At 70.2% G+C, this 25,408-nt stretch carries 22 protein-coding genes and 1 pseudogene; 17 read left to right on the top strand and 6 right to left on the bottom strand.

From position 1 onward, the window contains the following. Window positions 1-8 precede the first annotated feature (8 nt). The 14 genes and pseudogenes from ACZ4EG_RS24835 to ACZ4EG_RS24770 all read left to right on the top strand — a co-directional run bounded on the left by ACZ4EG_RS24835 (window position 9) and on the right by ACZ4EG_RS24770 (window position 14,589). On the top strand, window positions 9-1,178 hold the full coding sequence (locus tag ACZ4EG_RS24835) for a cytochrome P450 (RefSeq protein WP_467792134.1): 1,170 nt from the start codon (window positions 9-11) through the stop codon (window positions 1,176-1,178). A gap of 14 nt (window positions 1,179-1,192) precedes the next feature. Continuing rightward, a complete protein-coding gene (locus tag ACZ4EG_RS24830; RefSeq protein ID WP_453548663.1) occupies window positions 1,193-1,429 on the top strand; it encodes a ferredoxin in 237 nt (78 codons plus the stop codon). A gap of 183 nt (window positions 1,430-1,612) precedes the next feature. Beyond that, window positions 1,613-2,131, top strand: coding sequence for a hypothetical protein (locus ACZ4EG_RS24825; protein WP_390708080.1), 519 nt, complete (start codon window positions 1,613-1,615; stop codon window positions 2,129-2,131). Then, window positions 2,128-3,510, top strand: a complete 1,383-nt coding sequence (locus tag ACZ4EG_RS24820; protein ID WP_467792133.1) for a peptidoglycan-binding protein — start codon at window positions 2,128-2,130, stop codon at window positions 3,508-3,510. The genes ACZ4EG_RS24825 and ACZ4EG_RS24820 overlap by 4 nt, the downstream gene beginning before the upstream one ends. After that, a complete protein-coding gene (locus ACZ4EG_RS24815) occupies window positions 3,507-4,223 on the top strand; it encodes an ABC transporter ATP-binding protein (protein ID WP_363302167.1) in 717 nt (238 codons plus the stop codon). The genes ACZ4EG_RS24820 and ACZ4EG_RS24815 overlap by 4 nt, the downstream gene beginning before the upstream one ends. Then, window positions 4,220-5,476, top strand: a complete 1,257-nt coding sequence (locus ACZ4EG_RS24810; protein ID WP_467792132.1) for an ABC transporter permease — start codon at window positions 4,220-4,222, stop codon at window positions 5,474-5,476. The genes ACZ4EG_RS24815 and ACZ4EG_RS24810 overlap by 4 nt, the downstream gene beginning before the upstream one ends. A gap of 295 nt (window positions 5,477-5,771) precedes the next feature. Beyond that, window positions 5,772-6,611: pseudogene (locus ACZ4EG_RS24805) on the top strand (alpha-hydroxy-acid oxidizing protein); the annotation flags it as partial. A gap of 147 nt (window positions 6,612-6,758) precedes the next feature. Next, on the top strand, window positions 6,759-7,997 hold the full coding sequence (locus ACZ4EG_RS24800) for an aminotransferase-like domain-containing protein (protein ID WP_467792149.1): 1,239 nt from the start codon (window positions 6,759-6,761) through the stop codon (window positions 7,995-7,997). A 241-nt stretch (window positions 7,998-8,238) separates the two neighbouring features. Then, a complete protein-coding gene (dpgA, locus tag ACZ4EG_RS24795) occupies window positions 8,239-9,294 on the top strand; it encodes a 3,5-dihydroxyphenylacetyl-CoA synthase DpgA (RefSeq protein WP_467792148.1) in 1,056 nt (351 codons plus the stop codon). A 14-nt stretch (window positions 9,295-9,308) separates the two neighbouring features. Beyond that, window positions 9,309-9,968, top strand: coding sequence for an enoyl-CoA-hydratase DpgB (dpgB, locus tag ACZ4EG_RS24790; RefSeq protein ID WP_467792131.1), 660 nt, complete (start codon window positions 9,309-9,311; stop codon window positions 9,966-9,968). After that, the gene (gene dpgC, locus ACZ4EG_RS24785) at window positions 9,965-11,272 is read left to right on the top strand and encodes a (3,5-dihydroxyphenyl)acetyl-CoA 1,2-dioxygenase DpgC (RefSeq protein ID WP_467792130.1); all 1,308 of its coding nucleotides are present in this window, start codon (window positions 9,965-9,967) and stop codon (window positions 11,270-11,272) included. Before dpgB ends, dpgC begins: the two co-directional genes overlap by 4 nt. 33 nt (window positions 11,273-11,305) lie before the next feature. After that, a complete protein-coding gene (locus tag ACZ4EG_RS24780; protein ID WP_467792129.1) occupies window positions 11,306-12,106 on the top strand; it encodes an alpha/beta fold hydrolase in 801 nt (266 codons plus the stop codon). Window positions 12,107-12,168: 62 nt separating this feature from the next. Continuing rightward, window positions 12,169-12,393 (top strand): MbtH family protein, encoded by a 225-nt coding sequence (locus ACZ4EG_RS24775; protein WP_317633528.1) that lies wholly within the window; start codon window positions 12,169-12,171, stop codon window positions 12,391-12,393. Window positions 12,394-12,447: 54 nt separating this feature from the next. After that, window positions 12,448-14,589, top strand: coding sequence for an ABC transporter ATP-binding protein (locus ACZ4EG_RS24770; RefSeq protein WP_467792147.1), 2,142 nt, complete (start codon window positions 12,448-12,450; stop codon window positions 14,587-14,589). Window positions 14,590-14,692: 103 nt separating this feature from the next. Here the strand turns inward: ACZ4EG_RS24770 and ACZ4EG_RS24765 are convergent, their stop codons facing one another. The 4 genes from ACZ4EG_RS24765 to ACZ4EG_RS24750 form a co-directional block, all read right to left on the bottom strand. After that, on the bottom strand, window positions 14,693-15,352 hold the full coding sequence (locus tag ACZ4EG_RS24765; protein ID WP_467792128.1) for a sulfotransferase family protein: 660 nt from the start codon (window positions 15,350-15,352) through the stop codon (window positions 14,693-14,695). A 35-nt stretch (window positions 15,353-15,387) separates the two neighbouring features. Next, entirely contained in the window at window positions 15,388-16,434 is a 1,047-nt protein-coding gene (locus tag ACZ4EG_RS24760; protein WP_467792127.1) for a type III polyketide synthase, read from the bottom strand. Window positions 16,435-16,446: 12 nt separating this feature from the next. Next, a complete protein-coding gene (locus tag ACZ4EG_RS24755) occupies window positions 16,447-17,958 on the bottom strand; it encodes an arylsulfotransferase family protein (protein ID WP_467792126.1) in 1,512 nt (503 codons plus the stop codon). 259 nt (window positions 17,959-18,217) lie between these two features. Beyond that, window positions 18,218-19,171 (bottom strand): DUF389 domain-containing protein, encoded by a 954-nt coding sequence (locus tag ACZ4EG_RS24750; protein WP_467792125.1) that lies wholly within the window; start codon window positions 19,169-19,171, stop codon window positions 18,218-18,220. Window positions 19,172-19,364: 193 nt separating this feature from the next. Here ACZ4EG_RS24750 and ACZ4EG_RS24745 point away from each other — a divergent pair, with 193 nt between their 5' ends. After that, the gene (locus ACZ4EG_RS24745; protein WP_467792124.1) at window positions 19,365-20,285 is read left to right on the top strand and encodes an aldose 1-epimerase family protein; all 921 of its coding nucleotides are present in this window, start codon (window positions 19,365-19,367) and stop codon (window positions 20,283-20,285) included. A 23-nt stretch (window positions 20,286-20,308) separates the two neighbouring features. Here the strand turns inward: ACZ4EG_RS24745 and ACZ4EG_RS24740 are convergent, their stop codons facing one another. Beyond that, window positions 20,309-20,833 carry a gluconokinase gene (locus tag ACZ4EG_RS24740; protein ID WP_467792123.1) on the bottom strand — a complete coding sequence of 175 codons (525 nt, stop codon included), beginning with the start codon at window positions 20,831-20,833 and terminating at the stop codon, window positions 20,309-20,311. A 94-nt stretch (window positions 20,834-20,927) separates the two neighbouring features. On the opposite strand from ACZ4EG_RS24740, the gene ACZ4EG_RS24735 reads away from it, so the two are divergent. Beyond that, window positions 20,928-21,872 (top strand): 2-hydroxyacid dehydrogenase, encoded by a 945-nt coding sequence (locus ACZ4EG_RS24735; protein ID WP_467792122.1) that lies wholly within the window; start codon window positions 20,928-20,930, stop codon window positions 21,870-21,872. Window positions 21,873-22,283: 411 nt separating this feature from the next. On the opposite strand, the gene ACZ4EG_RS24730 is transcribed toward ACZ4EG_RS24735, so the two are convergent. Further along, the gene (locus ACZ4EG_RS24730; RefSeq protein WP_467792121.1) at window positions 22,284-23,615 is read right to left on the bottom strand and encodes an NAD(P)/FAD-dependent oxidoreductase; all 1,332 of its coding nucleotides are present in this window, start codon (window positions 23,613-23,615) and stop codon (window positions 22,284-22,286) included. A gap of 169 nt (window positions 23,616-23,784) precedes the next feature. Here ACZ4EG_RS24730 and ACZ4EG_RS24725 point away from each other — a divergent pair, with 169 nt between their 5' ends. Beyond that, on the top strand, window positions 23,785-25,371 hold the full coding sequence (locus tag ACZ4EG_RS24725; protein WP_467792120.1) for a GMC oxidoreductase: 1,587 nt from the start codon (window positions 23,785-23,787) through the stop codon (window positions 25,369-25,371). The last annotated feature ends 37 nt before the right edge of the window (window positions 25,372-25,408 follow it).

Raw genomic sequence — 25,408 nt, 5'->3', positions numbered from 1 at the left:
TGCCTGCCATGCCGAAGCCACCCGAGGTGCCTGTCCACCGGATCCGGGACGGAGTGGACCCCGTGCCCGAGCTGTGCCGGACGGCCGCGCAGACGCCCCTCGTCCGCGACGACGGGCCCGGGGCCAACGACTGGGTCGTCACCGGCCGGGAGGAGGTGCGCGCGGTCCTCGGTGACGCACAGCGGTTCACCACCAGACCGCCGGCGGAGACCGCCGAGGCCTCCCGCCGGCTGGTCGAGCCGGGCAACCTGCTCCAGTACGACCCGCCGGAGCACACGCGGCTGCGGCAGATGCTGACGCCGGAGTTCACGGTGCGGCGGATACGGCGGATGGAGCCGTTGATCGAGAAGATCGTCGAGGACCGGCTGGATGTGCTGGAGCGGGCCGGCAAGCCCGCCGACCTGATGCGGCACTTCGCCCGGCCCGTGCCCGGCCTGGTCGGCTGCGCGCTGGTCGGCGTGCCCCGGGACGACCAGGCCGAGCTGGCCCGCACCCTCGACCTCCGCTCCTCCGGCCGCGCCAAGAAGAACATCCAGGCCATGAAGGCGTTCAACGCCTACATGGTCAGGATGGTGGCGCAGCGCCGCCGCGCGCCGGGGGACGACCTGCTGAGCATGCTGATCCTCGGGCACGGCGAGGAACTGGACGACAAGGAACTGGGCGGCGTCTGCGCCTCGCTCGTCGCGGGTGGCTTCGAGAACGCCGCCGAGATGCTGGCGCTGGGCACCCTCGTACTGCTGGAGCATCCCGATCAGCTTCAACTGCTCAGAGAACGACCAGAGTTGATGGATCGTGCGGTGGAGGAGCTGCTGCGTTACGTCTCGGTCGTCTCCACCGCCTCACCCCGCACCGCGCTCGCGGATGTGCCCATGGGCGACCAGGTCGTCAAGGCCGGAGACCTCGTGGACGTCTCGCTCTTCGCGGCCAATCGCATCCAGCCGCCGGGCGCGCCGCCCGACCGGCTGGACATCACCCGCGAACAGACCAACCATCTCGCGTTCGGTCACGGCATCCACTTCTGCGTGGGCGCGGCCCTCGCCAGAATGGAGCTGCGCATCGCCTATGCGGCACTGCTGCGCCGCTTCCCGGATCTCCACTTGGCCGTCCCACTCGGCGAACTGCGCTTCCGCCCGCTGGCACCCCAGTACGGCCTCGAAGCCCTGCCCGTCACCTGGTGAGAGGAGAAGAGAGGATGGAGGTACGGGTCGACCGCGACACCTGCCTGGGCACCGGCCAGTGCATGATGGCGGTGCCGGAGGTCTTCGACCAGTCCGAGGACGACGGCAAGGTGCTCCTGCACACCGCGTCTCCCGACCCCGGGCAGGTCACGGCGGTACGGATGGCGGCCGCCAGATGCCCGGCCGGCGCGATCACGCTACGGCACGACGACGAGCGCACGAAGCAGCCCAGCGCCTCCGAGGCGTGCTGACCGGCCCCGCGCGCCCCCGCCTCGATGGATCATCCGAGGGCGGGGGCGCAGCCATGTCCGCCCACGGGACTTCGGCCTCATCGGGTGCCCGGGACTTTGTGCCCGGCGTGTGACCGCCCGACCCGTAGAACTTGGCCCATGTTCACGACACGCAAGCGAGTCATCTCGCAGACCTTAGTGGCCATGTCCGCAGTCATCCTCGGGTTTGGATTGAGCGGCTGCTCCGGTGAGTCGGAGGCGCAGACCAATGACAAGCCCAGCTCCTCCTCGTCCACTTCCGGTGCCGACCAGGCCGTGGCCTTCGCGCAGTGCATGCGTGAGAACGGCGTGCCCAAGTATCCGGACCCGGAGCCGGACAGCGACGGCCGCGTCCGCATCGGTCCCGGCAGCGGCGTGGACCCGAACTCACCGGAGTTCCAGAAGGCGATGTCGGCCTGCCGCGACAAGATGCCGCAGGGCCAGGGCGGACCCAACGGCGGCACCGTCGACTCGGCGAAGGCCGCGGAGTGGGCCAAGTGCATGCGCAAGAACGGTCTGCCCAAGATGCCCGACCCCGAGATCAACGGCAACGAACTGGTCGTGAACGTCGGCGACTCCGGCATCACACCCGGTGACCCTGCGTTCCAGAAGGCGCAGCAGGCGTGCCAGGACAAGTTCCCCGGCGGCATGCTCAGGCTCTCGGGCCCTGGCGGTCCCCAGTGACGTCCGAAGGCACCCACGAGTTGAACCGGGCCAACGGTGAGCGCGGCGCCCTCGAACTCCAGGAGAACGGCGAGGCGCCGCGCGAGACGTCGAAGGCGCTCGCCGCGCCGGGCGACGACGGCACGCTTGCCGTCGCGGACGACGGCGGGGGCGGTGAGGGCGGCGACGAGGCTCCGGCGCCGGCCGCTCGCCGGCCGCGCCGGCCCGCCCGGCTCGCGATGATCGTGGTGATCGCCATTGCGGTCGCCGCGGCGGCCGGTGCCGCCGCCTCGGGTGCCTTCGGCGGTGACGGCGGCGGGTCCGCCGCCGCGGCGCCGTCGGGCCCGCCGGCCACGGCGAAGGTGAAGCGCACCACGCTCACCAGCACGGAGAGCGTCGACGGCAATCTTGGCTACGGCGACGTGACCACCGTCAAGGCCCCGGGCTCCGCAGGCGGGAGCAGTGGCAGCAGCGGTGGCGGGCAGCCCTCGCAGGGCGACGGCTCGGCAGGCAGCGGCACCTCCGGCGGCGGCTCCTCCTCCGGGACCGTCACCTGGACACCCGGCGAGGGCGACGTCATCAAGCGCGGCAAACCCGTGTACAAGGTCGACGAGGAGTCGGTGCCCCTGCTCTACGGATCCGTGCCCTTCTACCGCACCCTGAAGGACGGTGTGGAGGGCGACGACGTCAAGGTCCTGGAGCAGAACCTCGCCAAGCTCGGCTACACCGGATTCACCGTCGACGACGAGTACACCTCCGGCACCGCCGACGCCGTCAAGGAGTGGCAGAAGGACCTGGGCCGGGACGAGACCGGCGTCGTACAGCCCGGCGACGCCGTCGTGGCGTCCGGCGCACGACGGGTCTCCGCCGTGGACGCCTCACCCGGTGACCAGTTGAGCGGCACCGTGCTGTCCTGGACCGGAACCGAGCGCGTCATCACCGTGGACCTGGACGTCCAGTACGAGGGCCTGGTCCACAAGGGCGTCAAAGCCACCGTGGCCCTCCCCGACGACACCACGGTCGATGCCGAGGTGACGGATGTCGGCAGCCCGACCGCGCCCGCCAACAACGACTCCTCCGGAAGCGGCAGCGGCAGCAACTCGAGCGACAGCAAGACGCCCACCCTGCCCGTGGAACTGAAGGTCAAGAACCAGCACGACCTGGGCAGTTACCAGGCGGCCGGCGTCGATGTCACCCTGAAGTCGGAGACACGCAAGAACGTGCTCGCCGTCCCCATCAACGCGCTGGTCGTCCAGCCCGGCGGGCAGTACTCCGTGGAGGCCGTCACGGACAAGGGCGTCGAGTACGTCGCGGTCAAGACCGGCATGTTCGCCGACGGCCTGGTCGAGGTGTCCGGCAGTGGCATCCACGAAGGGATGGAAGTGGGGGTCCCCAAGTGACCCGACCCATCGTCGATCTGACCGGGGTCTCCAAGACGTACGGCGACGTGGTCGCACTGCACGCCGTCGACCTGGTCATCCAGCGCGGCGAACTGCTCGCCATCGTCGGCCCGTCGGGCTCGGGCAAGTCCACGATGCTCAACATCATGGGCACGCTCGACCGCCCGACGGCCGGCACGGTGCGTATCGACGGCCACGACATCGACGACCTCAGCGACCGCGAACTGTCCGCGCTGCGCGCGGGCACCATCGGCTTCGTCTTCCAGCAGTTCCACCTCGCGCCCGGAGTCCCGGCGCTGGACAGTGTCGCTGACGGACTGCTCTACAGCGGCATGCCGCGCTCCGAGCGCCGACGGCTGGCGGCCCGCGCGCTGCGGCGGGTGGGCCTCGGCCACCGGCTCTACCACCAGCCGCACCAGCTGTCCGGTGGCGAGAAGCAGCGGGTGGCCATCACCCGGGCCGTGGTCGGTGACCCGCCGCTGCTGCTCGCCGACGAACCGACCGGTGCGCTGGACTCCCGCTCCGGAGCGACGGTGATGGCGCTGCTGCACGAGCTGCACAGGTCCGGGACGACGGTGCTGGTCATCACCCACGACCGCGACATCGCCGCGTCGCTGCCCCGCGAGGTACGGGTCAAGGACGGGCGGATCGAGCACGATTCCGGACGTCGGCCGATACCGCTCGCCCGCGTCACCGAGGAGGTTGCGGGATGAGCGCGCTGGACATCACGAACAAGCCCGAGGGGGCCGACCGCGCCACGGCACCTGCGCCCCGCCGGCCCAAGCCCGCCCGGATGGGGTTCGCGGACGTGGTGCGGGTCGGTGGCTCCGGACTGCGTTCGCGCCCCATGCGGGTGTTCCTGTCGGCGCTGGGCATCGCGATCGGCATCGCCGCCATGGTGGGCGTGGTCGGCATCTCCAGCTCGTCGACCGAGAACCTCAACCGCCGCCTCGCCGCCCTCGGCACCAACCTGCTGACGGTCACCCCCGGCCAGACCCTGGCCGGTGACTCCGCGCACCTGCCGAAGGAGTCCATCGGGATGATCGCCAACAACCCGTCCGTCGAGTCGGTGTCGGCCGTCGGCAAGACGACGGCCAAGATCTACCGCAACGACCACATGCCGAAGGAGGAGACCGGCGGCCTCAGCGTCAACGCCGCACGCCTGGACCTGCTGAAGTCCATCGGCGGCGAGATCGTCGACGGTCAGTGGCTCAACAAGGCGAGCAGCCGCTACCCCGCGGTGGTCCTCGGGTCCCACACGGCCGAGCAGTTGGGGGTCTACCGGGCGGGATCCGACGTACGGGTCTGGCTCGGCGGCCGCTGGTACACCGTCGTCGGTCTGCTCGCCCCCAACGAACTGCTGCCCGCGATGGACTCGGTGGCCCTGGTGGGCTGGCCCATCGCCGAGAAGCAGCTGGACTTCGACGGCTTCCCGACGACGATCTACACGCGCGCCGACGACTCCGCCGTCACCGAGGTCCAGGGCGTACTCGGCGCCACGGCCAACCCGGAGAGCCCCGGCGAGGTCGATGTCTCCCGGCCCTCCGACGCGCTGGCCGCCAAGGAAGCCACCGACGACGCCCTGAGCGGCCTGCTGCTGGGCCTCGGCGGCGTGGCGCTGCTGGTCGGCGGTGTGGGCGTGGCCAACACCATGGTCATCTCCGTCCTGGAACGGCGCGCCGAGATCGGGCTGCGCCGCTCCCTCGGCGCGACCCGCGGCCAGATCCGCACCCAGTTCCTGTCCGAGGCACTGCTGTTGTCCGGCCTCGGCGGCGTCGGTGGGGTGCTGCTGGGCATCGCGGTCACCGGCGGCTACGCCGCCTACCAGAACTGGCCCTCCATCGTGCCGGTCTGGGCGATGGCGGGGGGCGTCGGGGCCACCCTGGTCATCGGCGGTCTGGCCGGCTTCTATCCGGCCGTACGAGCGGCCCGGCTGCCTCCGACCGAGGCGCTGGCCGCCCACTAGACCGCGGTGCTCCTGCCGGAGTGTCCCCCCGTGCGCAGGAGCACCGCTCTGTCCACGACTCCGGCCGTGCCGTCCAACCGTGCGCTTTTCACGGTTGGACACCCGGCCCACGGCTTTCACGGAGTTTACGATTCCGCTGAATTGAGTCCCCCACAAGAATAAGCAGGAACAGTCCCCCGTCGCATGGGTGCTGTTGCGTTCCGGTGAGTTGGACGCCGTTGTAGACACGCGTCGCTCATGGAAATCTAATCACCGGAAAGCCAACGCAATTGGCCGCTGCTTGTGGGGGAAATTCATGGCGGTACGGGGGGCCGGCGGGACGACGTCGGCATGGCATGGCAAGGCCCGCGTGCCGCACGAGTTCCTGGCCGCAGAGGAGCGCGCCTGGGCGGCCAACCGCGAGGCGCTGTCCCGGGTGGGCCTGCGCCAGGGGACGTCGGACGCGATCGGCCGGCCCGACACGGCGACCAAGATCCTCGGCCGTACGTGGGCCGCGCCGCTGGCCGTCGGGCCCTTCGCCGCGCCGACCCGTCCCCAGGACGAACTCGCCCTGGTCGAGACGGCAGGCGCGGCCGGTCTCCCGGCCGTCGTCAGTGCGTACGGCGCACGCGAACTCCCTGACCTGACGGCGGCCGACGGCCCCGCACCCTGGCTGCGACTCCACGGCGTGGGTGACCGGGAGACGGCCCTGGGCCTCGCCCGCCGCGCGCCGGCAGCCGGGTTCGGCCCTCTGCTGGTGACACCCGACCACCTCGGGCTGCCCGCCCTCACGGCAGTACGCGAGACCGCTGGACTTCCGCTGCTCGCCGCGGGCATCGACACGGCCGCGGACGCCGTACGCGCGCTCGACGCGGGCGCCGACGGCGTCGTGGCCGCCTCCTTGCACACGCTGGCGGAGATCGCGGCGACCGTCGCGGGCCGTTGCCCCGTCCTGCTCGACGGCGGCATCCGGCGCGGCGCCGATGTGCTGGTGGCCCTCGCCCACGGCGCGGACGCGGTGCTGCTCGGCCACCCGGCGGTGGCCGGACCGCTCGCCGCCGGGCCCGAGGGCCTGCCGCGGGCCCTGGACCGCCTCGTCGCGGAACTGGCCGAGGCCATGGCGTTCACCGGGACCGGTACGGTCGCCGACGTCCGGCCGGAGGTGGTGGCCGGACCGGGTACCGCGGTTGCGCCCCGCTCCGCGCGCCCGGCCCCTTCGGCGGCCGGGCCGCAACCGGAGCCTGCGGCGGTCCTGCGCAAGGCGGACCTGCATGCCAGCGTCTCGGACCCGGTCCTGGACACCATGAACTTCCTCAACGAGGTGACGTTCCGCTACCCCGACGCGATCTCCTTCGCGCCCGGCCGCCCCTACGACGGGTTCTTCGCCACCGAGCAGATCTTCACCCACGTCCGCGGCTATCTGGACCACCTGACCGAACAGGGCGCCACGGAGCAGGACATCCGTACCGCCATGTACCAGTACGGCCCGACCGCCGGCCGGATCTGCCAGATCCTCGCCGACTCCCTGCGCGTCGACGAGGGCATCGACGTCCCCGCCGAGTCCCTCGTGGTGACCGTCGGCGCCCAGGAGGCCATGCTGCTCGTGCTGCGCGCCCTGATGGCGCGGCCCGAGGACGTGCTGCTGCACGCCAGCCCCTGCTACGTGGGCATCACCGGAGCGGCCCGGCTGCTCGACGTCCCCGTCCATGGCGTCGAGGAGCGCTTGGACGGGCTCCACTGCGCCGACGTCGAGGCCGCGATCCACGAGGAGCGCGCCCGAGGGCGCCGGCCCCGTGCCTTCTACGTGGTCCCCGACCACTCCAATCCGTCCGGGACCACACTGAGCCTCGAAACCCGTACCGAGCTGCTGGAACTGGCCGACCGGCACGGCATCCTGATCCTGGAGGACAGCCCGTACCGGCTGGTCAGCCCCGGGCCGCCGCTGCCGACACTGAAGTCGCTCGACCGAGCGCGCCATGTCGTGCACCTCGGCTCGTTCTCCAAGACCGTCTTCCCCGGCGCCCGGGTCGGGTTCGTCGTCGCGGATCAGCGGGTCGTGGACGACTCCGGCCGCATCGGACTGCTCGCCGACGAACTCGCCAAGATCAAGAGCATGGTGACGGTCAACACCTCGTCCCTCGGCCAGGCCGCCGTCGCCGGCACCCTGCTGGCCGCGCGGGGCCGGGTGTCGGAGCTCAACTCCGGCCCCGCCGCGTACTACGGCGGCGCCATGCGCGCCACGCTCGAACAGCTCGACCGGCGCCTGCCCGCCGCCCGCAGGGAGACCCTCGGCGTGCGGTGGAACAGGCCCACCGGCGGATTCTTCCTGCGGGTCGAGGTGCCCTTCGAGGCGGACAACGCGGCCCTGACCCGGTCCGCGGAGGAATTCGGCGTCATCTGGACGCCGATGCGCAACTTTCATCCGCACGGCGGCGGCCATCGCGCCCTCCGCCTGTCCACCAGCTATCTGACGCCCGAGGAAATCGAAGAGGGCATCGGGCGGCTCGTCCGCTTCATCGAAGCGGAAGCAGAGGCGTCCTGACACGTATGCGTACACCTACCCGTAGGCGTATCCGTACCAATTCGCGATCGATTCAGAAAGGCATGCACGTGATCAGCGTTCGTGTCACTCGGCGGCGACGGCTGTTCAGCAAGCCGCGAATGTGGGGTTGGACTTTCCGATGACCGTCAATGTTGCAATTCCTGAAGCGCCGGAAGCGGATCTGCTCGGGTCCCCGGTCCCGGTCGGCGTGCGCCTCGACCCGGCCGCGGCCCGTCCGCGGATGATCGGCGTCGGTACGGCAGCGCCCGCCACCTCGTACACGCAGCAGGAGGTGCTCGACGCCTTCGCCATCACCGATCCCAGGATCCGTTCGGTCTTCATGAACAGCGCGATCGAGCGTCGGCACCTGGTCCTGCCCCCCGAGGACGAGAACGGGGTGCGGGTCTTGGAGCCGCAGGGCGATCTGCTCGACAAGCACAAGCGGTCGGCGGTCGAGATGGGGGCGGAGGCCCTGCGAGCCTGTCTGAAGCGGGCCGGCGCCGAGCTGTCCGACCTGCGCCATCTGTGCTGCGTCACCTCCACCGGCTTCCTCACCCCGGGGCTGAGCGCCTTGCTCATCAAGGAACTGGGCATCGACCGCCACTGCAGCCGCTCCGACATCGTCGGCATGGGCTGCAACGCCGGCCTGAACGCCCTCAATGTGGTCGCGGGCTGGTCCGCCGCGCACCCGGGCGAGCTCGCCGTCGTACTGTGCGCCGAGGCGTGCTCCTCGGCGTACGCCATGGACGGGACGATGCGCACCGCCGTCGTCAACAGCCTCTTCGGCGACGGCGCCGCCGCCGTCGCGCTGATCAGCCAAGGCGGCCGCGGACACGGCGGATCGGCCGGCGGCGAGGGCCCCGGCATCCTGAAGTTCGCCAGCTGCATCATCCCCGAAGCCGTCGACGCCATGCGCTACGAGTGGGACCGCGACCAGGGCAGGTTCAGCTTCTATCTCGACCCCCTCATCCCGTATGTGGTCGGAGCCCATGCCGAGATCGTCGTCGACCGCCTCCTGGAGGGCACAGGCCTGCGCCGCAGCGACATCAGGCACTGGCTGGTGCACTCCGGCGGCAAGAAGGTCATCGACGCCGTCACCGTCAACCTCGGGCTGACCCGGCACGACGTGCGCCACACCAGCGGTGTGCTGCGCGACCACGGCAACGTCTCCAGCGGCTCGTTCCTGTTCTCCTACGAGCGGCTCCTCGACGAAGGCGTCACCAGGCCAGGCGAGTACGGCGTCCTCATGACGATGGGGCCCGGCTCCACGATCGAGACGGCGCTGGTCCGATGGTGAGCTCGGAGGGTGTGATGAGTGAACCGCTCACGCTGGTGATCGACGGGACCCGGCCGCCCACGGCCACGACGGTCGCGGCGCTGGCGTCGCTGTGCGACGAGGCCGAGGACCGCGGCGGTGGCATCCTCTGCGTGCATGTGTCCGGCGCCCCCGGCGACGACTGGGCCGACGGCCTGGACGTGATGCTGGTGAGCAAGTGGGAGCGTGCCCTGCGCCGACTGGAGCGACTGCCCGTGGCGACGGTCGCGGTGGCTCGCGGTGACTGCGGCGGTACGGCGCTGGACGCCTTCCTCGCCGCGGACATCCGGGTGGCCACGCCCGGCATGCGGCTGCGCCTACCGCACGACGGCGAGGCCACCTGGCCGGGCATGGCCGGTTACCGCCTCGTCCGGTTCGCGGGCGCCGCCCGGATCCGCAAGGCCGTGCTCTTCGGGCTGTCGCTCGAAGCGCCGGAACTGGTGTCGCTGGGCATCGTCGACGAGCTGGTCGTCGACCCGGCGAGCGCGGTGGCCGCCACGGCCGGGCTGGTCAGCGGCCTGTCCGGCAAGGAGATCGCGATCCGGCGGCAACTGCTCTTCGACGCCGCGACCACAAGCTTCGAGGACGCGCTGGGCACCCACCTGGCGGCCTGCGACCGCCAACTGCGCACGATCGCCGCCAAGGAGGCCTCATGACCGCCGTACGGGTCGCCGAACAGACCGCGTTCCGTGTGCCGCCGGGCATCGGCGAAGCGGCCGCACGCGTGGCGGAGCTGGTCGCCGCCCTGCCGGAGCCCGCCGAGCGAACTCCCGCACAGCGGGCCGAGATGGCCGCGGCGCACAACGTGGCCCGCACCGAGCGGGCCCGGTTCCTGGACCGGCATGCCGAGGCCGTCTACGACGAACTCACCGACAACCGCTCGGTCTTCCTGCGGCTGCCGGAGCTGGTCGAGGCCGCCGCGGACGCCTGCCCCGGCCTGGTGCCGACGGCAGCGCAGCTGGCGTCCGAGCGCACGCACCGCCAGGCCGGCAAGGAAGGCTACGAGATCGACCAGGGGATCTTCCTCAGGGCGGTCCTACGGTCGCCGGTGGCCGGTCCGCACCTGCTCGACGCCATGCTGCGGCCCACGCCGCGGGCGCTGGAGCTGCTGCCGGAGTTCCGTACCACCGGCAGGCTCGAACTGCGCTCGGTGCGGCTGGAGCGGCGCGACGGCGTGGCGCATCTGACCATGTGCCGGCAGGACTGCCTCAACGCCGAGGACGAGGCCCAGGTCGAGGACATGGAGACGGCCGTCGACATCGCGCTGCTCGACCCGGGCGTGTCCGTGGGCGTGCTGCGCGGCGGGGAGATGACCCACCCCCGCTACCGAGGGCGGCGGGTGTTCAGCGCGGGCATCAACCTCAAGAGCCTGCACGCCGGAGACATCTCGCTGGTCGGCTTTCTGCTCCGCCGCGAAATCGGCTACATCCACAAGCTCGTGCGCGGTGTGCTGGTCGACGAGGCGGCTTCCTGGCAGTCGCCGACGGTCGAGAAGCCGTGGGTCGCCGCCGTCGACACCTTCGCGATCGGCGGTGGGGCCCAACTGCTCCTCGTCCTCGACCATGTGGCGGTCGCGTCGGACGCGTACTTCACCCTGCCGGCCGCCCGGGAGGGAATCGTGCCGGGCGCGGGCAACTTCCGCCTCGGCCGGGCGCTGGGGCCGCGCGCCTCCCGCCAGATCATCCTCCAGGGCCGTCGTGTCTTCGCGACCGAGCCGGACGCGCGGTTCCTGTTCGACGAGGCCGTGGAGCCGGAGGAGCTCGACGCCGCCGTGGCCCGGGCCGCGGACCGGCTCAGTGCGCCGGCCGTGGTGCCCAACCGCAGGATGCTGCGCGTAGCCGAGGATCCGCCGGAGGACTTCCGGCGCTACATGGCCGAGTTCGCGCTGCAACAGGCACTGCGTCTGTACGGCGAGGACGTCATCAGCAAGGTCGGCAGGTTCGCGGGCCACGCCGGGTGACCGAACCCGGTCGGACGAAGGGGGGTACAGGACATGCCGGTTGCCCGCATCAACGGGATCAACCTCGGCTACGACGACCACGGCACGGGGGATCCCGTCGTGATGGTCACCGGCACCGGGGCGCCGGGCCGGATGTGGCGCACCCACCAGGTGCCCGCCCTCAGAGCGGCGGGCCACCGGGTGATCACACTCGACAACCGGGGCATCCCGCCGAGCGATCCGTGCCCGGACGGATTCACGCTGGACGCCATGGCGGCGGACGTCGCCTCGCTCATCGACCACCTCGGCATCGGTGCGTGCCGGGTCGTGGGCTTCTCGCTGGGCGCCGTCGTCGTCCAGGAACTGCTCGTGGCCCGGCCGGAGTTGGTGCGGCAGGCCGTGCTGATGGCCACCACGGCCAGAGCCGACGCCCTCACCGACGCCATGACGGCCGCGGAGCTGGAGCTCTGCGACAGCGACATCAAGGTCCCGCCGCGCTACGCGGCCTACGTACAGGCGCTGCAGAACCTCTCGCCCGCCACGCTCAACGACGAAGCCCGGCTGCGCGACTGGCTCGACGTCTTCGAGATGTCGATGGTCGACCTCGCGAGCGTGCGCGGACAGCTGGCGCTCCAGATGATCCCGGACCGGCGGCCCGCATACCGGGCCATCGCTTGTCCGTGCCTGGTGATCGGATTCGGCGACGACCTGGTCATGCGGCCCCATCTGGCGAGAGAAGTGGCCGACGCGATCCCGCGGTGCCGCTACACCGAGATCGCGGGGTGCGGCCACTACGGATATCTGGAGAAGCCGGAAGCGGTGAATTCCGCGATCGTCGCCTTCTTCGCCGCATAAGACACCTGTTTTCCACGGCATTTGCGCACATTCCGTGTGACAACCATCTGACGGGAGTGACCATGACCAACCCCTTCGACGACGAGAACGGCTCCTTCCTGGTGCTCGTGAACGACGAGAACCAGCACTCGCTGTGGCCCGTGTTCGCCGAGGTACCGGCGGGCTGGCGGACCGTCTTCGGCGAGAGCAGTCGAAAGGAGTGCCTCGACTACATCGAGGAGAACTGGACGGACATGCGCCCGCAGAGCCTCATCGACGAGATGAGCAAGTACGAGACAGCCAACTGAGCCTGCCCGTCCCGACAGGAATCCCGAGACAGGACAGAGGTGGTATCTGTGGCCATGATGGGTGGCCCGGGACCGGTGTTGATCCACGGGGAAGGGCCGGAGACGCCCTCGGGCAAGATGCGGGTCAAGCCCGGCACGGCGAAACGGATCGTTCCCTACGCACGGCCATACCGCGGCATCATCAGCGCTCTCCTGGCCATTACCACGCTGAACGCCGGCATCACCGTGGCGATGCCGCTGATGTTCAAGTACCTCATCGACGACGGAATCGCCGACCACGACAAGTCCGTCGTCGCGTGGATCGCCGTCGCGGTGGGCGTACTGGCCGTCGCGGCGGCCTTCCTCGCGTACGCGGAGTCCTGGTTCTCGGCACGGGTGAGCGAGGGCCTCGTCTACGACCTGCGGACCCGCGTCTTCGACCATGTGCAGCGGCAGCCGATCGCGTTCTTCACCAGGGCGCAGACCGGCGCCCTGGTGAGCCGGCTGAACACCGACGTGGTCGGAGCCCAGCAGGCGTTGACGAACCTGTTCGCCACGGTGGTCTCCGCAAGCCTCACCCTGGTCTTCGTCCTCGTCACGATGTTCTATCTGTCGTGGGAGATCACCGTCATCTCGCTGTTGCTGCTGCCGTTCTTCGTGCTGCCGGGCAGGATCGTCGGCCGCCGACTGCAACGGCTGCTGCGCCAGCACATGCAGATCAACGCCGAGATGGGCTCGATGATGAACGAGCGCTTCAACGTCACCGGGGCGCTCCTGGCGAAGCTCTACGGCCGTCCCCACAGCGAGACGCGGCTCTTCGCCGGGCTGGCGGGCCGGAGCCGGGACGTCGGAGTGCGCAACTCCGTGTCCATGAAGATGCTGTTCATCACGAACATGCTGGTGATGTCGCTGGCCACGGCCGTGGTCTACGGCTTCGGCGGGGCGATGGCCATCGACGGCGCGTTCCAGATCGGCACGCTGGTGGCGATGGCCACGCTGCTCACCCGGCTGGGCGCGCCGATCGGCCAACTGTCCAATGCACAGGCGGATGTGATGACCGCGCTGGTCAGCTTCGACCGGCTCTTCGAGGTGCTCGACCTCAAGCCGCTGATCGCGGAGAAGCCGGACGCGGTGGCACTGCCGTCCCCCGCCGCACCGGAGCAGAAGGCGCCGGAGATCGAGTTCGGCAACGTGTCGTTCCGCTACCCGAAGGCGTCGGAGGTCTCGCTGGCCTCACTGGAGTCCATCGCGATGCCGACGAGGGAGCGCGACAGCGACGCATGGGTGCTGCGCGACCTGAACTTCACCGCGCCCGCGGGCAAGCTGACCGCGCTGGTCGGCCCGTCGGGCGCGGGCAAGACGACCATCACCCACCTGGTGCCTCGGCTCTACGACCCGGTGGAGGGCACCGTCCGCATCGGCGGCCACGACATCCGCGACCTGACGCTGGAGTCGCTGCACGACACGGTCGGCATGGTCACCCAGGACGCGCACCTCTTCCACACCACGCTGCGGGAGAACCTCCTCTATGCCCGGCCGGAGGCGACCGAACAGGACATGATCGAGGCGTGCAGGGCGGCGCAGATCTGGGAGCTGATCGAGTCGCTGCCCGACGGGTTCGACACCGTGGTCGGTGACCGCGGCTACCGGCTGTCGGGCGGGGAGAAGCAGCGCATCGCCATGGCCCGGCTGCTGCTGAAGGCACCGCCGATCGTGGTGCTCGACGAGGCCACCGCACATCTCGACTCCGAGTCGGAGGCGGCCCTGCAACGGGCGCTGAAGTCCGCGCTGGCGGGCCGGACCTCGCTGGTGATCGCGCACCGGCTCTCCACCATCCGGGACGCCGACCAGATCCTCGTCATCGACGACGGGCGGGTCCAGGAACGCGGCACGCACGACGAGTTGATCGCGCGCAACGGCCTCTACGCGGAGCTGTATCGCACCCAGTTCTCGCGACACGACGACGCGCCGCTGCCGGAGCCGGCGCCAGAGCGTACCCCCGAACCCGCCGGCGCCCCCGGTCCGGGCTACCACCACTTCGGTCCGGGGGCCGGTTCGCCCGACCTCAGCCGGGCCGTTCCCGGCGGGCCTCCGCCGATCTTCCATCACCACGGCCCGCCCCCGGGCGGCGGCGCGGGCGATTCCGACGGCGCGGGCCCCGGCGGCCCCGGGCCGGTCCATCACCACAACGGACCACCTGGGCCTCGCAAGAGGTGACGGCACGGGCCGACGAGAACGGCACGGCAACGTGAAGAAAGCCGACGTGCCCGCGGCCGGGGGAGCCCCGCCGCGGGCACGTCGGCGCGTGCCTGGAATGCGCTCAGCCGGTCGGCTCCGCCGTGCTGCCGGCGGTCCTGAGCCGGGCGATCTGCTCGGCGAAGGCCGCCCGGTCGTTGCTGCGCGGGAAGGGCTCGTCGGGGACGGGCACCCCGAGGAACGCGCACAGCGGCTCCCAGCCCTGGCCGACCTCGAAGACGAGTAGCCGTGCGGGGTCGAGCTCACGCTTGACCGCGGCGATGTGCGCCTCGTAAACCTCCAATGCGTGCTGTCGGTCGGCGAACCGTCCGCCGAAGACGCCGTCCCAGACGACGTCGAGCGACATCTGCCGCACCCGGGCGAACAGCGGGTCGGCGTCGTCGGGCAGCGGTGCCACGGCGGCGGCGTGGATGCTGCTCTCGGCGCTGGCGTACCAGGCGTCCGGGTCGCGTTCGGTCAGGATCACCTTCGCCCCGGGGAAAGCGGCGGTGATCTGCCGCCAGAAGGCGGCGCCCGGCCAGTCGACGCCCGACCGGTAGCCCTGGTACACCCGCGTCCAGTCGACCTGTTCCCCGCGCGCGGCGGCCTGCCACAGCGCAACGGTGTCCGGGTCCTCGAACAGGCCCAGCATGTGATGGCACGGGCCGAACCCGAGCCGCTCCAGGGCCTTCTTGAGCGACAGGGTTCCGGTGCGCCCGAAGCCCACGCCGAAGATCTCCAACATCGTCTCTCCTCATGTCGTACGGGTCTTACGGGTGCTCACGCGCCGCGCAGCAGCACCGCCCAGATCGTGGCGCCGGGCCCGAAGGCCAGGACGACGCCGTGCTCTCCGGGGGCCAGCGGCCGGGCCGCCTGCAGCCGCCGCAGCACGCCGAGCACGGCCGGGGCCGCGGTGTTGCCGTATGCGCGCATCTCGGCGCGGGCCACCGCCACGGAGTCCTCGGGCAGACCGATCGCCTCCTCTACGCGGTCGAGGATGCGCCGGCCGCCGGGATGCACAGCCCACCAGACCACGTCGCCCCACGCGAGACGGTTCCTGGCCAGCAGCGCCTTCGCCGGGACGCCGACGGCTGAGGCCACGACGTCCGGCATGGTGGCGGCGAGCCGGATCCGCAGCCCGAGGTCGCCGACGTGCACCTGCAGGTCCTCGGCATGCGCCGGGACGGTCAGTTGCTCGGCGTCGACCACCTGCGCGCCGGAGGCGCCCCGCCTGCCCTTGTCGGGCAGCAGCACGACCGCCGCCGCCCCGTCGCCGAAGAGTGTCCACACCACCGCCGCCTCCTTGTCGTACGGCGGCGGCTGCATGTGCGGCGAGAACAGGTCCACGGCCAGCAGTACGGCGGGCTTGCGCCGGGCCGCGACCCAGTGCGCGCAGGTGGTCAGGGCCGGCAGGGCCGCGTAGCAGCCCATCGGACCGAGGGAGAGGATCTCGACGTTCTCGCGCATGCCGAGTGCCGGGGCGAGGGCGTCGAGGCCGGGGGCCGAGTGGGTCGTGGTGGTGACGGTGGCCAGCAGCCCGACGTCCCGCGCGCGCAGTCCGGCCCGGCCGAGCGCCTCCAGCACCGCCGCCCCGCCCAGCCGGGAGGCCTCGGCGAGGCTGCGGTCCATCCGCTGCCGGGTGGACCACCATCGTGGGTCCTCGGCCAGCACGTTGACCGCCATGCCCTTGGTGAGGATGGCCGAATTGCCGACGACCTTGGCGATGGCGAAGCCGCCGACGTCGGAGGCGACATGCCCCGCCAGTTCCGCCATCTTCACCAGCGGCGGCGTCCGGAAGGAAAGGGCCGCGATCCGTGCGTGTGTCATCCCGACCCCCGCTCAGCGGACGCCGGACGCGGCGGCGCCGACGGGTGTGACGGGCGAGCTGTCGATCACCTTGCCCCGCTCGTCGAGGGCCTGGACCTGGAGCCGCGCGGCGTCGCGAGCGTCGGCGGGCAGCTTGATCGGCGTGTCGAACCCGTCCCAGGCCACGGTCGCGACCGGCTTCAGGCCGCCCTGCGATCCACCGGCGAGCAGCCGCCAACGGGCCACGTCCGAGGCGCCGTTCCAGTTGGCCCTGACCGCACCGGAGGCGACATCATCGACGATGAGCTCGGGCTTGGTCAGCGGCCGGCCCTCCCAGCCGAGCCGGTAGGCGCGGTAACTGCTGCCGTTGTACGGGAACGTGGCGTCGAACAGCAGCCTGCCGTCGCGCGAGAACTCCGACATACGGCCCGGCCCCGCTACACCCCAGCTCACGAAGGTGTCTCCGTTGGTCAGCGCCTGGCTGTTGCCCTCCACCGGGCTCGACATCAGTTTCGGGTGGACCTGCTGGCGTATCAGCTTCGACGTGCCGTGAGCGGGGTCGATCCTGATCCACGCCACCCGCGACTCGTAGCCCTCCAGTCCGCGCCGCGTGCCATTGTCGAAGACGCGGTACGTGTTGTGGCCGACGGACCGGACATCGTGCTGCCAGCTGAAACGTACGCCCGCGCCGAGCCGGAAGTCGCTGTGCCGCCCGCCCAGCCGCCAGATGATTTTGCCGGTGCGACGGTCCACCTTGTAGATCGTGCTGGCCCCGTTGCCGGAGATGAGCAGGTTCCCGTCGGTGTCGACATCGACGGAGTTCACATGCAGGTAGTCGTAGGGGACGGTGCTGCCGGGGGCGGGCCGGAAGTCGGAGTCGGTGAGCGGCACATGCGCCAGGCTGCTCCAGTTCATCACCTTCCTGCCGGTGGCGATGTCTATCTCCTGGACGACACTGTCGACGACCGAGCCGTCCTTGGGCCCGCCGTACTCGCTCAGGTCGTACGGCTTCTGCTGGTAGCTGACGATGAGCGCGGTCCCCTGCGGAGTCAGCAGGAACTCGTGAAGGTCCATCACCTCGCCGGGATCCGGGGTCTGCACCGTGGCGATGATCTCGTAGTTCTGGTTGGCGATGTATCCGATGCCGGAGCCGACGCCGGTGTTCGTTGACTCGCCCTCCCACCACGTCAGCACCTTCTGCCCGTGGTACTCCTGCACACGGAAGTCGCTGGCGAAGTTGCCGTCCGGCACCTTGCGGAACCAGATGGGGCGGCCGTGGTCATCCATGATCTGCGGCCCTCGCGGGAACTCGGTCTGCCCCTGGGCCGTGACGAAGAGGTCTCCCTGAGCCCGTCCCGGGCGATGGACCAGCACGTCGACGGGCGGCGGTTCGTCCACCGCCGAAGAGGCGACGTCTCCCGGGTGCAACACGGAGCCCGGGCGCGCGGAGGCGGGGGCATGGGTGGAGACGGCCGACGTGGCAGCTGTGGCGGCCGCTGCCCGCACGGCCGGGGTTCTGCCAGTGCTGTTGGACACGACCACCATCAGGGCGGTCGCTGCTAACGCGGTACAGGTCCGGAGCCGATGAGCCATCCGCTTGATCTCCTGTGTCAGAGGGGGTGGCGGGCGGGTGTGCGCTGATCTACCGGCGTTGCACGCTGACGCGCTGTCGCTGCTGCGCGGCTCGGCAGGAGCGCCGCGACGGTCCCAACGTTCTATCTGCTCTTCGGTCACCGGACAGTCATGAGCCCTGTGACCGCTGGGTGACCATGGCCGGCCGCCGACTCGTGTGATCGCGGTCCCGCTACTCCTGGGACGTTGCGGCGGCCCTTCGCGTCGCGCGGCGCCAGATGCGGCGTTGCAGACGCAGGGTGAGGACGCCGACGACCACGAGGACGACGATGTTGAGGAGGAGCTGGACCAGCGAGCCCCATGCCTCGTGCCAGTCGGCGAAGGCGATCGAGACGGCGATGTCCGAGGCGGCAGGGATCGTGGTCACGGAGATGAAGACACCCAGCAGGGCGCTGCTGCGAGCCTCGGTGAGCGAGACGATGCCGACGACACCGGCGAGGGCGGCGACGACCACCGAGAAGAAGTCGGGGGTGTTGATGAGGTGGGACACCGGCCGCAGACCCAGCTCGAAGGCTTTGGACTGGAAGCCGGCCGCCCGCGCGAGTGCGGCGAACCCCAGAGTGACCACGATGGCCAGTAGGAAGCCGAGCGTCAGCGCGCGCAGGCCGTCCCGCACCCGGCGACGGTTGCCCCGGTAGAGGCCCAGGGCGATGCTCGTGATCGCGCTGTACTCCGGGCCGACCACCATGGCCGCCACGATGAGGATCTGCGAGTTCGTCATGATCCCGACGGAGCCGATGAGTCCGGCGATGACCAGGAACAGATAGAAGGACGGCAGATAGGTTCCCTCCGCCCGGATGTGTGCCTCGACAGCCGCCCACAGCGGTGCGTGCACGAGCGTGCGGGGCTGGTCCGCCTCGATCCGCTCCGCGCGCCGGGAGAACATCATGTCGACATCGTCGACGGCGATCGATCCGTCGCGGTCGATGCCCAGCCGGTGCAGGCCGGCCAGCACACCGTTCGCGGCGCCCTTCATGACATCGCATTCGAGCGCGTCCCCGTCCGGCCATTGAGCCGCCGACTTCACGACCACGAGGTTGAGCACGCGGCCGTCCGCGGTCAGCAGGTCCACGGTCTGCTGGGTGAGCGCGGTGGGTGTCACCATCCGGAAGTGGACCAGATCCATCCGAGCCTCCTGCCCCGCATGCTAGACAGACCTGCGGACCGCGGCCGCCGTACAGCGCGCGGCGTTCATCCGATCGGCCGGTGTTCGCCGCCCGGGCCCGTTCATCACCTCAATGGGCGACTTACGGACTCAATTCCGTTGCCGGCCATGTGTCCTGCTTGCTCGGTCCCGGTGCGATTCGCACGCTCGACAGGTGCACGAGAACCAGACCGGACGTCAGCTGACACTGCGGCACCACGACCATAGGGCCGTCGTGGTGGAGCTCGGGGGCACACTGCGGTCCTACTCCGTCGGCGAGCGGCAGGTGCTCCACGGGTTCGGCGCCGATGACCGGGTCACCGGCGGCCGCGGCCAGATCCTCGTGCCCTGGCCGAACCGCATCAGCGGCGGACGCTACCGGTGGGGCGGCGAGGACCTCCAACTACCGCTGTCCGAACCGGAACACGGGAACTCCATTCACGGACTGCTCCGCTGGACCTCATGGCAGGTGACCGAATCCGATGGGCACCGGGCCGTGCTCCGGAGCACTCTGTGGCCCCAGCCGGGCTACCCCTTTCACCTACAGGTCCACGCGGAATACGCGGTCGGCGACACGGGCCTGGAGGTGACGGTGACCGCGTGGAACAGGGGCGACAGCACCGCGCCCTACGGGGTCGGCCAGCACCCCTATCTCACGGTCGGTACGGCGACGGTGGACGAGGTGCTGCTCACCGTCCCGGCGGAGACCTGGCTGCGCACCGACGACAGGGGCCTCCCGGTGGCGGAGGAGCCGGTCGCCGGGACGCCGTACGACTTCCGCACGGCGCGGGCCATCGGCCGCGAGCAGTTGGACACGCCGTTCGGCAAACTCGTACGAGACGCACACGGACGCACCGCGGTGCGCCTCGCGCATCCCACCGGCGAGCGCGGCGTGGATCTCTGGCTGGGCGAAGGCGCGGACTACCTGCAGATCTACACCGGCGACACGCTCGCGGAGCCGGAGCGGCGCCGGGCCATCGCCGTCGAACCGATGTCGTGCCCGCCGAACGCGTTCGCCAGTGGGACCTCGGTCGTCGCCCTGGAACCCGGTGATCGGCACAACCTGCGCTGGGGGATCACCCCGTGGGGCGAGTGACCGCACCGTCCCAGGAATCGGACCTACGCATCCGGCCGGGTGAGCCGGCGCAGCGCCGCGTCCAGGATTTCCGCCGTGCTGCGCGATGCGTCGACCGTGATTCCGGGTTCGTCGGCCTGCAGCGGTTCCAGCGTCTCAAGCTGGGAGTCGAGCAGTTTCGGGGGCATGAAGTGCCCCTTCCGGCGGGCGATCCGCTCCGCCGCAACCTCAGGGGCCAGGGCCAGATGGAGAAACTGTACGTTCGCCCCGGTGCGGCGAAACTGATCCCGGTACGTGCGTCTGAGGGCCGAACACGACACGACTCCGCCCCGCTCTTCGGCAGCCGTCCGGATCCAGGCCGTGAGGGCTGCCAGCCAAGGCCGGCGATCCGCCTCGTCGAGAGGGTGCCCGGAGGCCATCTTGGCGCGATTCGCGGCCGGATGGAGATCGTCGCCCTCCAGGAACGGCAGGCCGAGACACCGCGCGAGCCGCGTTCCGACCGTGGACTTCCCGGATGCCGACACACCCATCACGACCACCACCGGCGCATGTCCAACGGGCCTGGTCAACGGGCCTCCCTCGCGTCACGGTGGGAAACTGGTTCATGTCCACTATCGCCTCTCACCATGTGGTCGACACCTCGCCATGCCAGGAGTCCAGCCGATGACTTCCCTCGAAGCGTCTGCCGGGGCGAGGACCCTCCTCCCCTTCGCTCCGTCCGACCTCGGCGGACTCCCGGAGGGCTGGAACGCGGTCGTCTGGGACGGTACCGGTCAGGCACCCGGCGGCACCGATCTGCAGGCCGTGGAGTTCTTCGTCATTCCCTACACCTTCACCAGCGCGGCGCTGCCCCTGCTGCCGGGGCTGCCCAGCCTGCGTGTCGTGCAGTCGCTGAGCGCCGGCGTGGATGACCTGCTGCCCCATCTGCCCGCAGGCGTCACTCTCTGCAACGCCCGAGGGGTGCATGACGCGAGCACGGCCGAACACGCGGTCGCGCTGACCCTTGCCGCACTCCGTGACATCCCGGATTTCGTCAGGGCGCAGGACGCACAGCGGTGGACCGACGGGTTCCACCCCGCGCTGGCCGACCGGACCGTCCTCCTGCTCGGCTACGGCGCCATCGGCACGGCCGTGGAGGCCCGGATGGCTCCGTTCGAATGCCGTATGCTGCGCGTCGCCCGCACGGCGAGGGAAACACCGCACGGACAGGTGCATCCGCTGACGGACCTGCCGTCCCTGCTGCCCGCGGCCGACGTGGTGCTGTTGACCCTCCCGCTCACCGACGCGACCCAGGGGCTGGTCGACGCGGAATTCCTCGCCCGAATGAAGGACGGCGCAGTGCTGGTGAACGTCGCCCGTGGCCCGGTCGTCGACACCGCCGCACTGCTGGACGAACTCCGGGCCGGGCGGCTGAGAGCGGCACTCGATGTCACCGATCCCGAGCCGCTGCCGCCGGGGCACCCGCTCTGGACGGCCCCCCACACCCTGATCACCCCGCACATGGCGGCGACCACCTCGGCGTTCCGCCCCCGCGCCCTGGCACTGGTCCGCGCCCAACTGGCGCGCTACGCGGCGGGGGAGCCCCTCGCCAACGTGGTCAGGACCTAGGTGTGTTGTCCGGAGAGGTTGGTGCCGCGGCTGGCGGGTGTTTGGCCGGTGGGGCACGAGGGCCTCCTGAGCTAGGTGCAGATGTCGCAATCCACACCGAGCCAGAAGGCCCTCACCCATTTCAAGAACCCAACACGCGTGTCACCAACGTCCCCGGACAACACACCTAGGGCCTGTCGGCCGATTCCCGTCTGCCCCGCGACGCCATGCACGCTCCCCCAAGCTCTTCGAGCAGGGGGGACCCCCACTCGCCGCACCGGGCCCCGACCCAAGTACATCCAGTACGAGGGCCGAGACCCGGTACGCCGAGAGCACGCTCCCCCAAGCTCTCGGCTTCGCTCGAGCAGGGGGGACCCCCATGACGCCGAGAGGCCCGCCCTCCGGGCGACGACGGGAATGTGACGACAGGACCTAGCCGCCCGGGGGACGGCCGGTGGTGTACGGGTCGTGCTGGACATCGATGGCCGCGCCGATGAACGGCCGTTCGCGGCGGATGCCGCGTGTGAACGCCAGCGCCCAGGTGAGGATCGCACCCACGCGGTTGCGGTAGCCGGTGAGAGACGCGATGTGGATGAAGAGCCAGGTCAGCCAGCCCGGCATGCCACCGAACTGCAGGCGGCCGACGCTGACCACCGCCTGGCCCCGGGAGATGTACGCCGCCGAGCCCAGGTCGAGGTACCGGAAGGGACCGGGGGCGTCCTGCCCGGTGGTCAGCCGCCTGATCCGGTGTCCGGCGTACAGTCCGCCCTGCATGGCGACCTCCGCTACGCCCGGCAACTCGTCCAGGCTCATCAGATCGCCGACGACCGCGATCTCGGGGTGTCCCCGCACGGTCAGGTCGGGTTCGACGCAGATGCGGCCCGCCCGGTCGCAGGAGGCGCCGGTGGCCTTCGCCAGCGCGCCGGCGAGGGCGGGAGCCTGCACCCCTGCCGTCCACAGCACGGTTCCCGCGTCATAGCGCGTCTCGTTGCCCTGCCGGTCCCGGGCGATCAGCCCATCGGCGTCGACGTGGGTCACCAGGGCACCCATGTGCAATTCGACTCCGAGAGCCCGCAGAGTGCGGGCCGCCTTGGCGGCGAGTTTGGGTCCGAAGGCCGCCAGCGGCTTCTCGGCGCCGTCGAAGAGCAGGACACGCGCGTCCTCGGGCTCGATGGCGCGGAACTCGGACCTGAGCGTGTGCGTGGCCAGTTCGCGCAACTGCCCGGCGAGCTCCACACCCGTCGGTCCCGCCCCGACCAGGGCGAAGGTGAGCAGGCGCCTGCGTTCGACGGGATCCGCAGCCGTCTCGGCCTGTTCGAAGGCGCCGAACACGCGTCGCCGGATTTCCAGAGCGTCGGCCAGGGTCTTCATACCCGGCGCGAAGCGCGCGAACTCCTCGTGCCCGAAGTACGACTGATGGACACCGGCCGCGACAATGAGGTGATCGTAGGGAAGCTCGATCTCCTCCCCGCCCGGCCGGCGCGCCAGCACCTTGTGGCCCGCAAGGTCGAAATCGAACACCTCGGCCAGGACCACCTCGGTATTGCGGTGGCGTTTGAACAGGTCACGCAGCGGCACGGAGATCTGCCCCTCGGACAGAATTCCGGTGGCGCACTGATAGAGCAGCGGCTGGAACAGATGATGGCCGGCACGGTCGACGACAGTCACATCGACCGCTGCGTGGCGCAGCTCGCGGGCCGCGAACAGCCCGGCGAAGCCGCCGCCGATGATCACGACCTTCGGCCTGGTAGCGATACGGTCCATGTCGTCGGGCCCGTCTTCGTTCAGCGGTAACTGTGCAGGTCAAGGGTATGAGCACGGCATCATCCGGGCGAGCCGGACGCCGTGAATCACTTGAATGGGCCAACTCGCAGGAAATATCGCCCGGAGATACCTTTGTGTGGGAGTCCAGGACCCGAGGGCGGTGGCCGAGATGACCGAAGCGCAGCACTACGACGTCATTGTCATCGGTACAGGTGCGGGCGGTGGCACGATCGCCCACCGGCTGGCGGACACGGGAAAAAGGATCCTCCTTCTCGAACGTGGCGACTATCTGCCCCGTGAACGCGACAACTGGGATTCCACCGCGGTCTTCGTCAAAGGCAAATACCGTGCTCCGGAATTCTGGTTCGACAAAAACGGGAACCAATTCCCGCCCGAGGTGAATTACTATGTGGGCGGCAATACCAAGTTCTACGGCGCCGCGCTCTTCCGGCTGCGCCCCGAGGACTTCGGCGAACTCCGTCACCATGACGGCATCTCGCCCGCCTGGCCGCTGCGCTACGAGGACTTCGAGCCCTACTACACCCGGGCCGAACACCTCTACCTCGTGCACGGTCGGCACGGTGAAGACCCCACCGGCGGTCCCACCAGCGCCCAGTACGCCTACCCGCCGGTCCAGCACGAGCCCCGCATCCAGCAGCTCAGCCACGACCTGGAGAAGCAGGGCCTGCACCCCTTCCACCTCCCGATCGGGGTGAACCTCAGCCAGGACGACCGGGGCCGGGCCGTGCACACCAGCGTCTGCATCCGGTGCGACCGCGTCGACGGCTTCCCCTGTCTGGTCGGCGCGAAGTCCGACGCCCAGGTCATCTGTGTCGATCCCGCCCTCGAACACCCCAACGTCGAGATGATCACTCATGCGGATGTGCGGCGCCTGGAAACCGATGCGACCGGCCGGAGTGTCACCTCGGTCGTTGCCACCGTGGGGGACGGCGACCCTTCGACTGTGAAGTTCAGCGCCGATATCGTGGTCGTCGCCTGCGGCGCCGTCAACTCAGCGGTCCTGCTGCTGCGTTCGGCCAACGACCGGCACCCGCAGGGCCTGGCCAACAGCTCGGACGTGGTGGGCCGGAACTACATGCGGCACAACAACCTGGCACTGATGGCCGTGTCCAGAGAACCGAACGACACCAAGTTCCAGAAGACCCTGGCGCTGCACGACTGGTACCTGGGATCCGACGACTGGGAATACCCCCTCGGCGGGATCCAGATGCTCGGCAAGTCCGACGCCGAGCAGATCCACGGCGAAGCACCCCGCTGGGCCGGGGCCGTGACCCCCGACATGCCGTTCGAGGTGCTTGCCCACCATGCGGTCGACTTCTGGCTGTGCGGGGAGGACCTGCCGATCCCCGACAACCGCGTCACCCTGGACCGGGACGGCGGCATCCACCTGGCCCTCGACGAGAAGAACAACATCGCCGGGCTGCAACGTCTGCGGCACAAACTGCAGGACATGCTCAGCCACTTGGGCATGCACGAACACCATCTCCTGTCGCGCAGCATCTACCTGCACAAGGGGATGCCCATCGGTGCCACCGCGCATCAGGCGGGTACGGTCCGCTTCGGCAGCGACCCCGCAAGCTCGGCCCTGGACGTCAACTGCAAGGCCCACGACCTCGACAACCTCTACGTCGTCGACACGAGCTTCTTCCCGAGCATCGGAGCGGTCAATCCCTCCCTCACCGCGATGGCCAACGCCCTGCGCGTCGGCGACCACATCGCGGAGCGACTTGAATGACCTCGGCTCATCCGGCCCAAGAGGGGACCCTGCGCAC

The sequence above is a fragment of the Streptomyces sp. NPDC025638 genome (assembly GCF_055558775.1).
The sequence above is the reverse complement of the archived record's forward strand: the minus strand, read 5'-3'. Positions and strand labels throughout refer to the sequence as shown.

Coding starts and splice junctions, on each gene's coding strand:
- ACZ4EG_RS24835 (WP_467792134.1), top strand. CDS start 9: ATGCCGAAGCCACCCGAGGTGCCTGTCCACCGGATCCGGGACGGAGTG.
- ACZ4EG_RS24830 (WP_453548663.1), top strand. CDS start 1,193: ATGGAGGTACGGGTCGACCGCGACACCTGCCTGGGCACCGGCCAGTGC.
- ACZ4EG_RS24825 (WP_390708080.1), top strand. CDS start 1,613: ATGTCCGCAGTCATCCTCGGGTTTGGATTGAGCGGCTGCTCCGGTGAG.
- ACZ4EG_RS24810 (WP_467792132.1), top strand. CDS start 4,220: ATGAGCGCGCTGGACATCACGAACAAGCCCGAGGGGGCCGACCGCGCC.
- ACZ4EG_RS24800 (WP_467792149.1), top strand. CDS start 6,759: ATGAACTTCCTCAACGAGGTGACGTTCCGCTACCCCGACGCGATCTCC.
- dpgA (WP_467792148.1), top strand. CDS start 8,239: ATGATCGGCGTCGGTACGGCAGCGCCCGCCACCTCGTACACGCAGCAG.
- dpgB (WP_467792131.1), top strand. CDS start 9,309: ATGAGTGAACCGCTCACGCTGGTGATCGACGGGACCCGGCCGCCCACG.
- dpgC (WP_467792130.1), top strand. CDS start 9,965: ATGACCGCCGTACGGGTCGCCGAACAGACCGCGTTCCGTGTGCCGCCG.
- ACZ4EG_RS24780 (WP_467792129.1), top strand. CDS start 11,306: ATGCCGGTTGCCCGCATCAACGGGATCAACCTCGGCTACGACGACCAC.
- ACZ4EG_RS24775 (WP_317633528.1), top strand. CDS start 12,169: ATGACCAACCCCTTCGACGACGAGAACGGCTCCTTCCTGGTGCTCGTG.
- ACZ4EG_RS24770 (WP_467792147.1), top strand. CDS start 12,448: ATGATGGGTGGCCCGGGACCGGTGTTGATCCACGGGGAAGGGCCGGAG.
- ACZ4EG_RS24765 (WP_467792128.1), bottom strand. CDS start 15,352: ATGTTGGAGATCTTCGGCGTGGGCTTCGGGCGCACCGGAACCCTGTCG.
- ACZ4EG_RS24760 (WP_467792127.1), bottom strand. CDS start 16,434: ATGACACACGCACGGATCGCGGCCCTTTCCTTCCGGACGCCGCCGCTG.
- ACZ4EG_RS24755 (WP_467792126.1), bottom strand. CDS start 17,958: ATGGTGGTCGTGTCCAACAGCACTGGCAGAACCCCGGCCGTGCGGGCA.
- ACZ4EG_RS24750 (WP_467792125.1), bottom strand. CDS start 19,171: ATGGATCTGGTCCACTTCCGGATGGTGACACCCACCGCGCTCACCCAG.
- ACZ4EG_RS24735 (WP_467792122.1), top strand. CDS start 20,928: ATGACTTCCCTCGAAGCGTCTGCCGGGGCGAGGACCCTCCTCCCCTTC.
- ACZ4EG_RS24730 (WP_467792121.1), bottom strand. CDS start 23,615: ATGGACCGTATCGCTACCAGGCCGAAGGTCGTGATCATCGGCGGCGGC.
- ACZ4EG_RS24725 (WP_467792120.1), top strand. CDS start 23,785: ATGACCGAAGCGCAGCACTACGACGTCATTGTCATCGGTACAGGTGCG.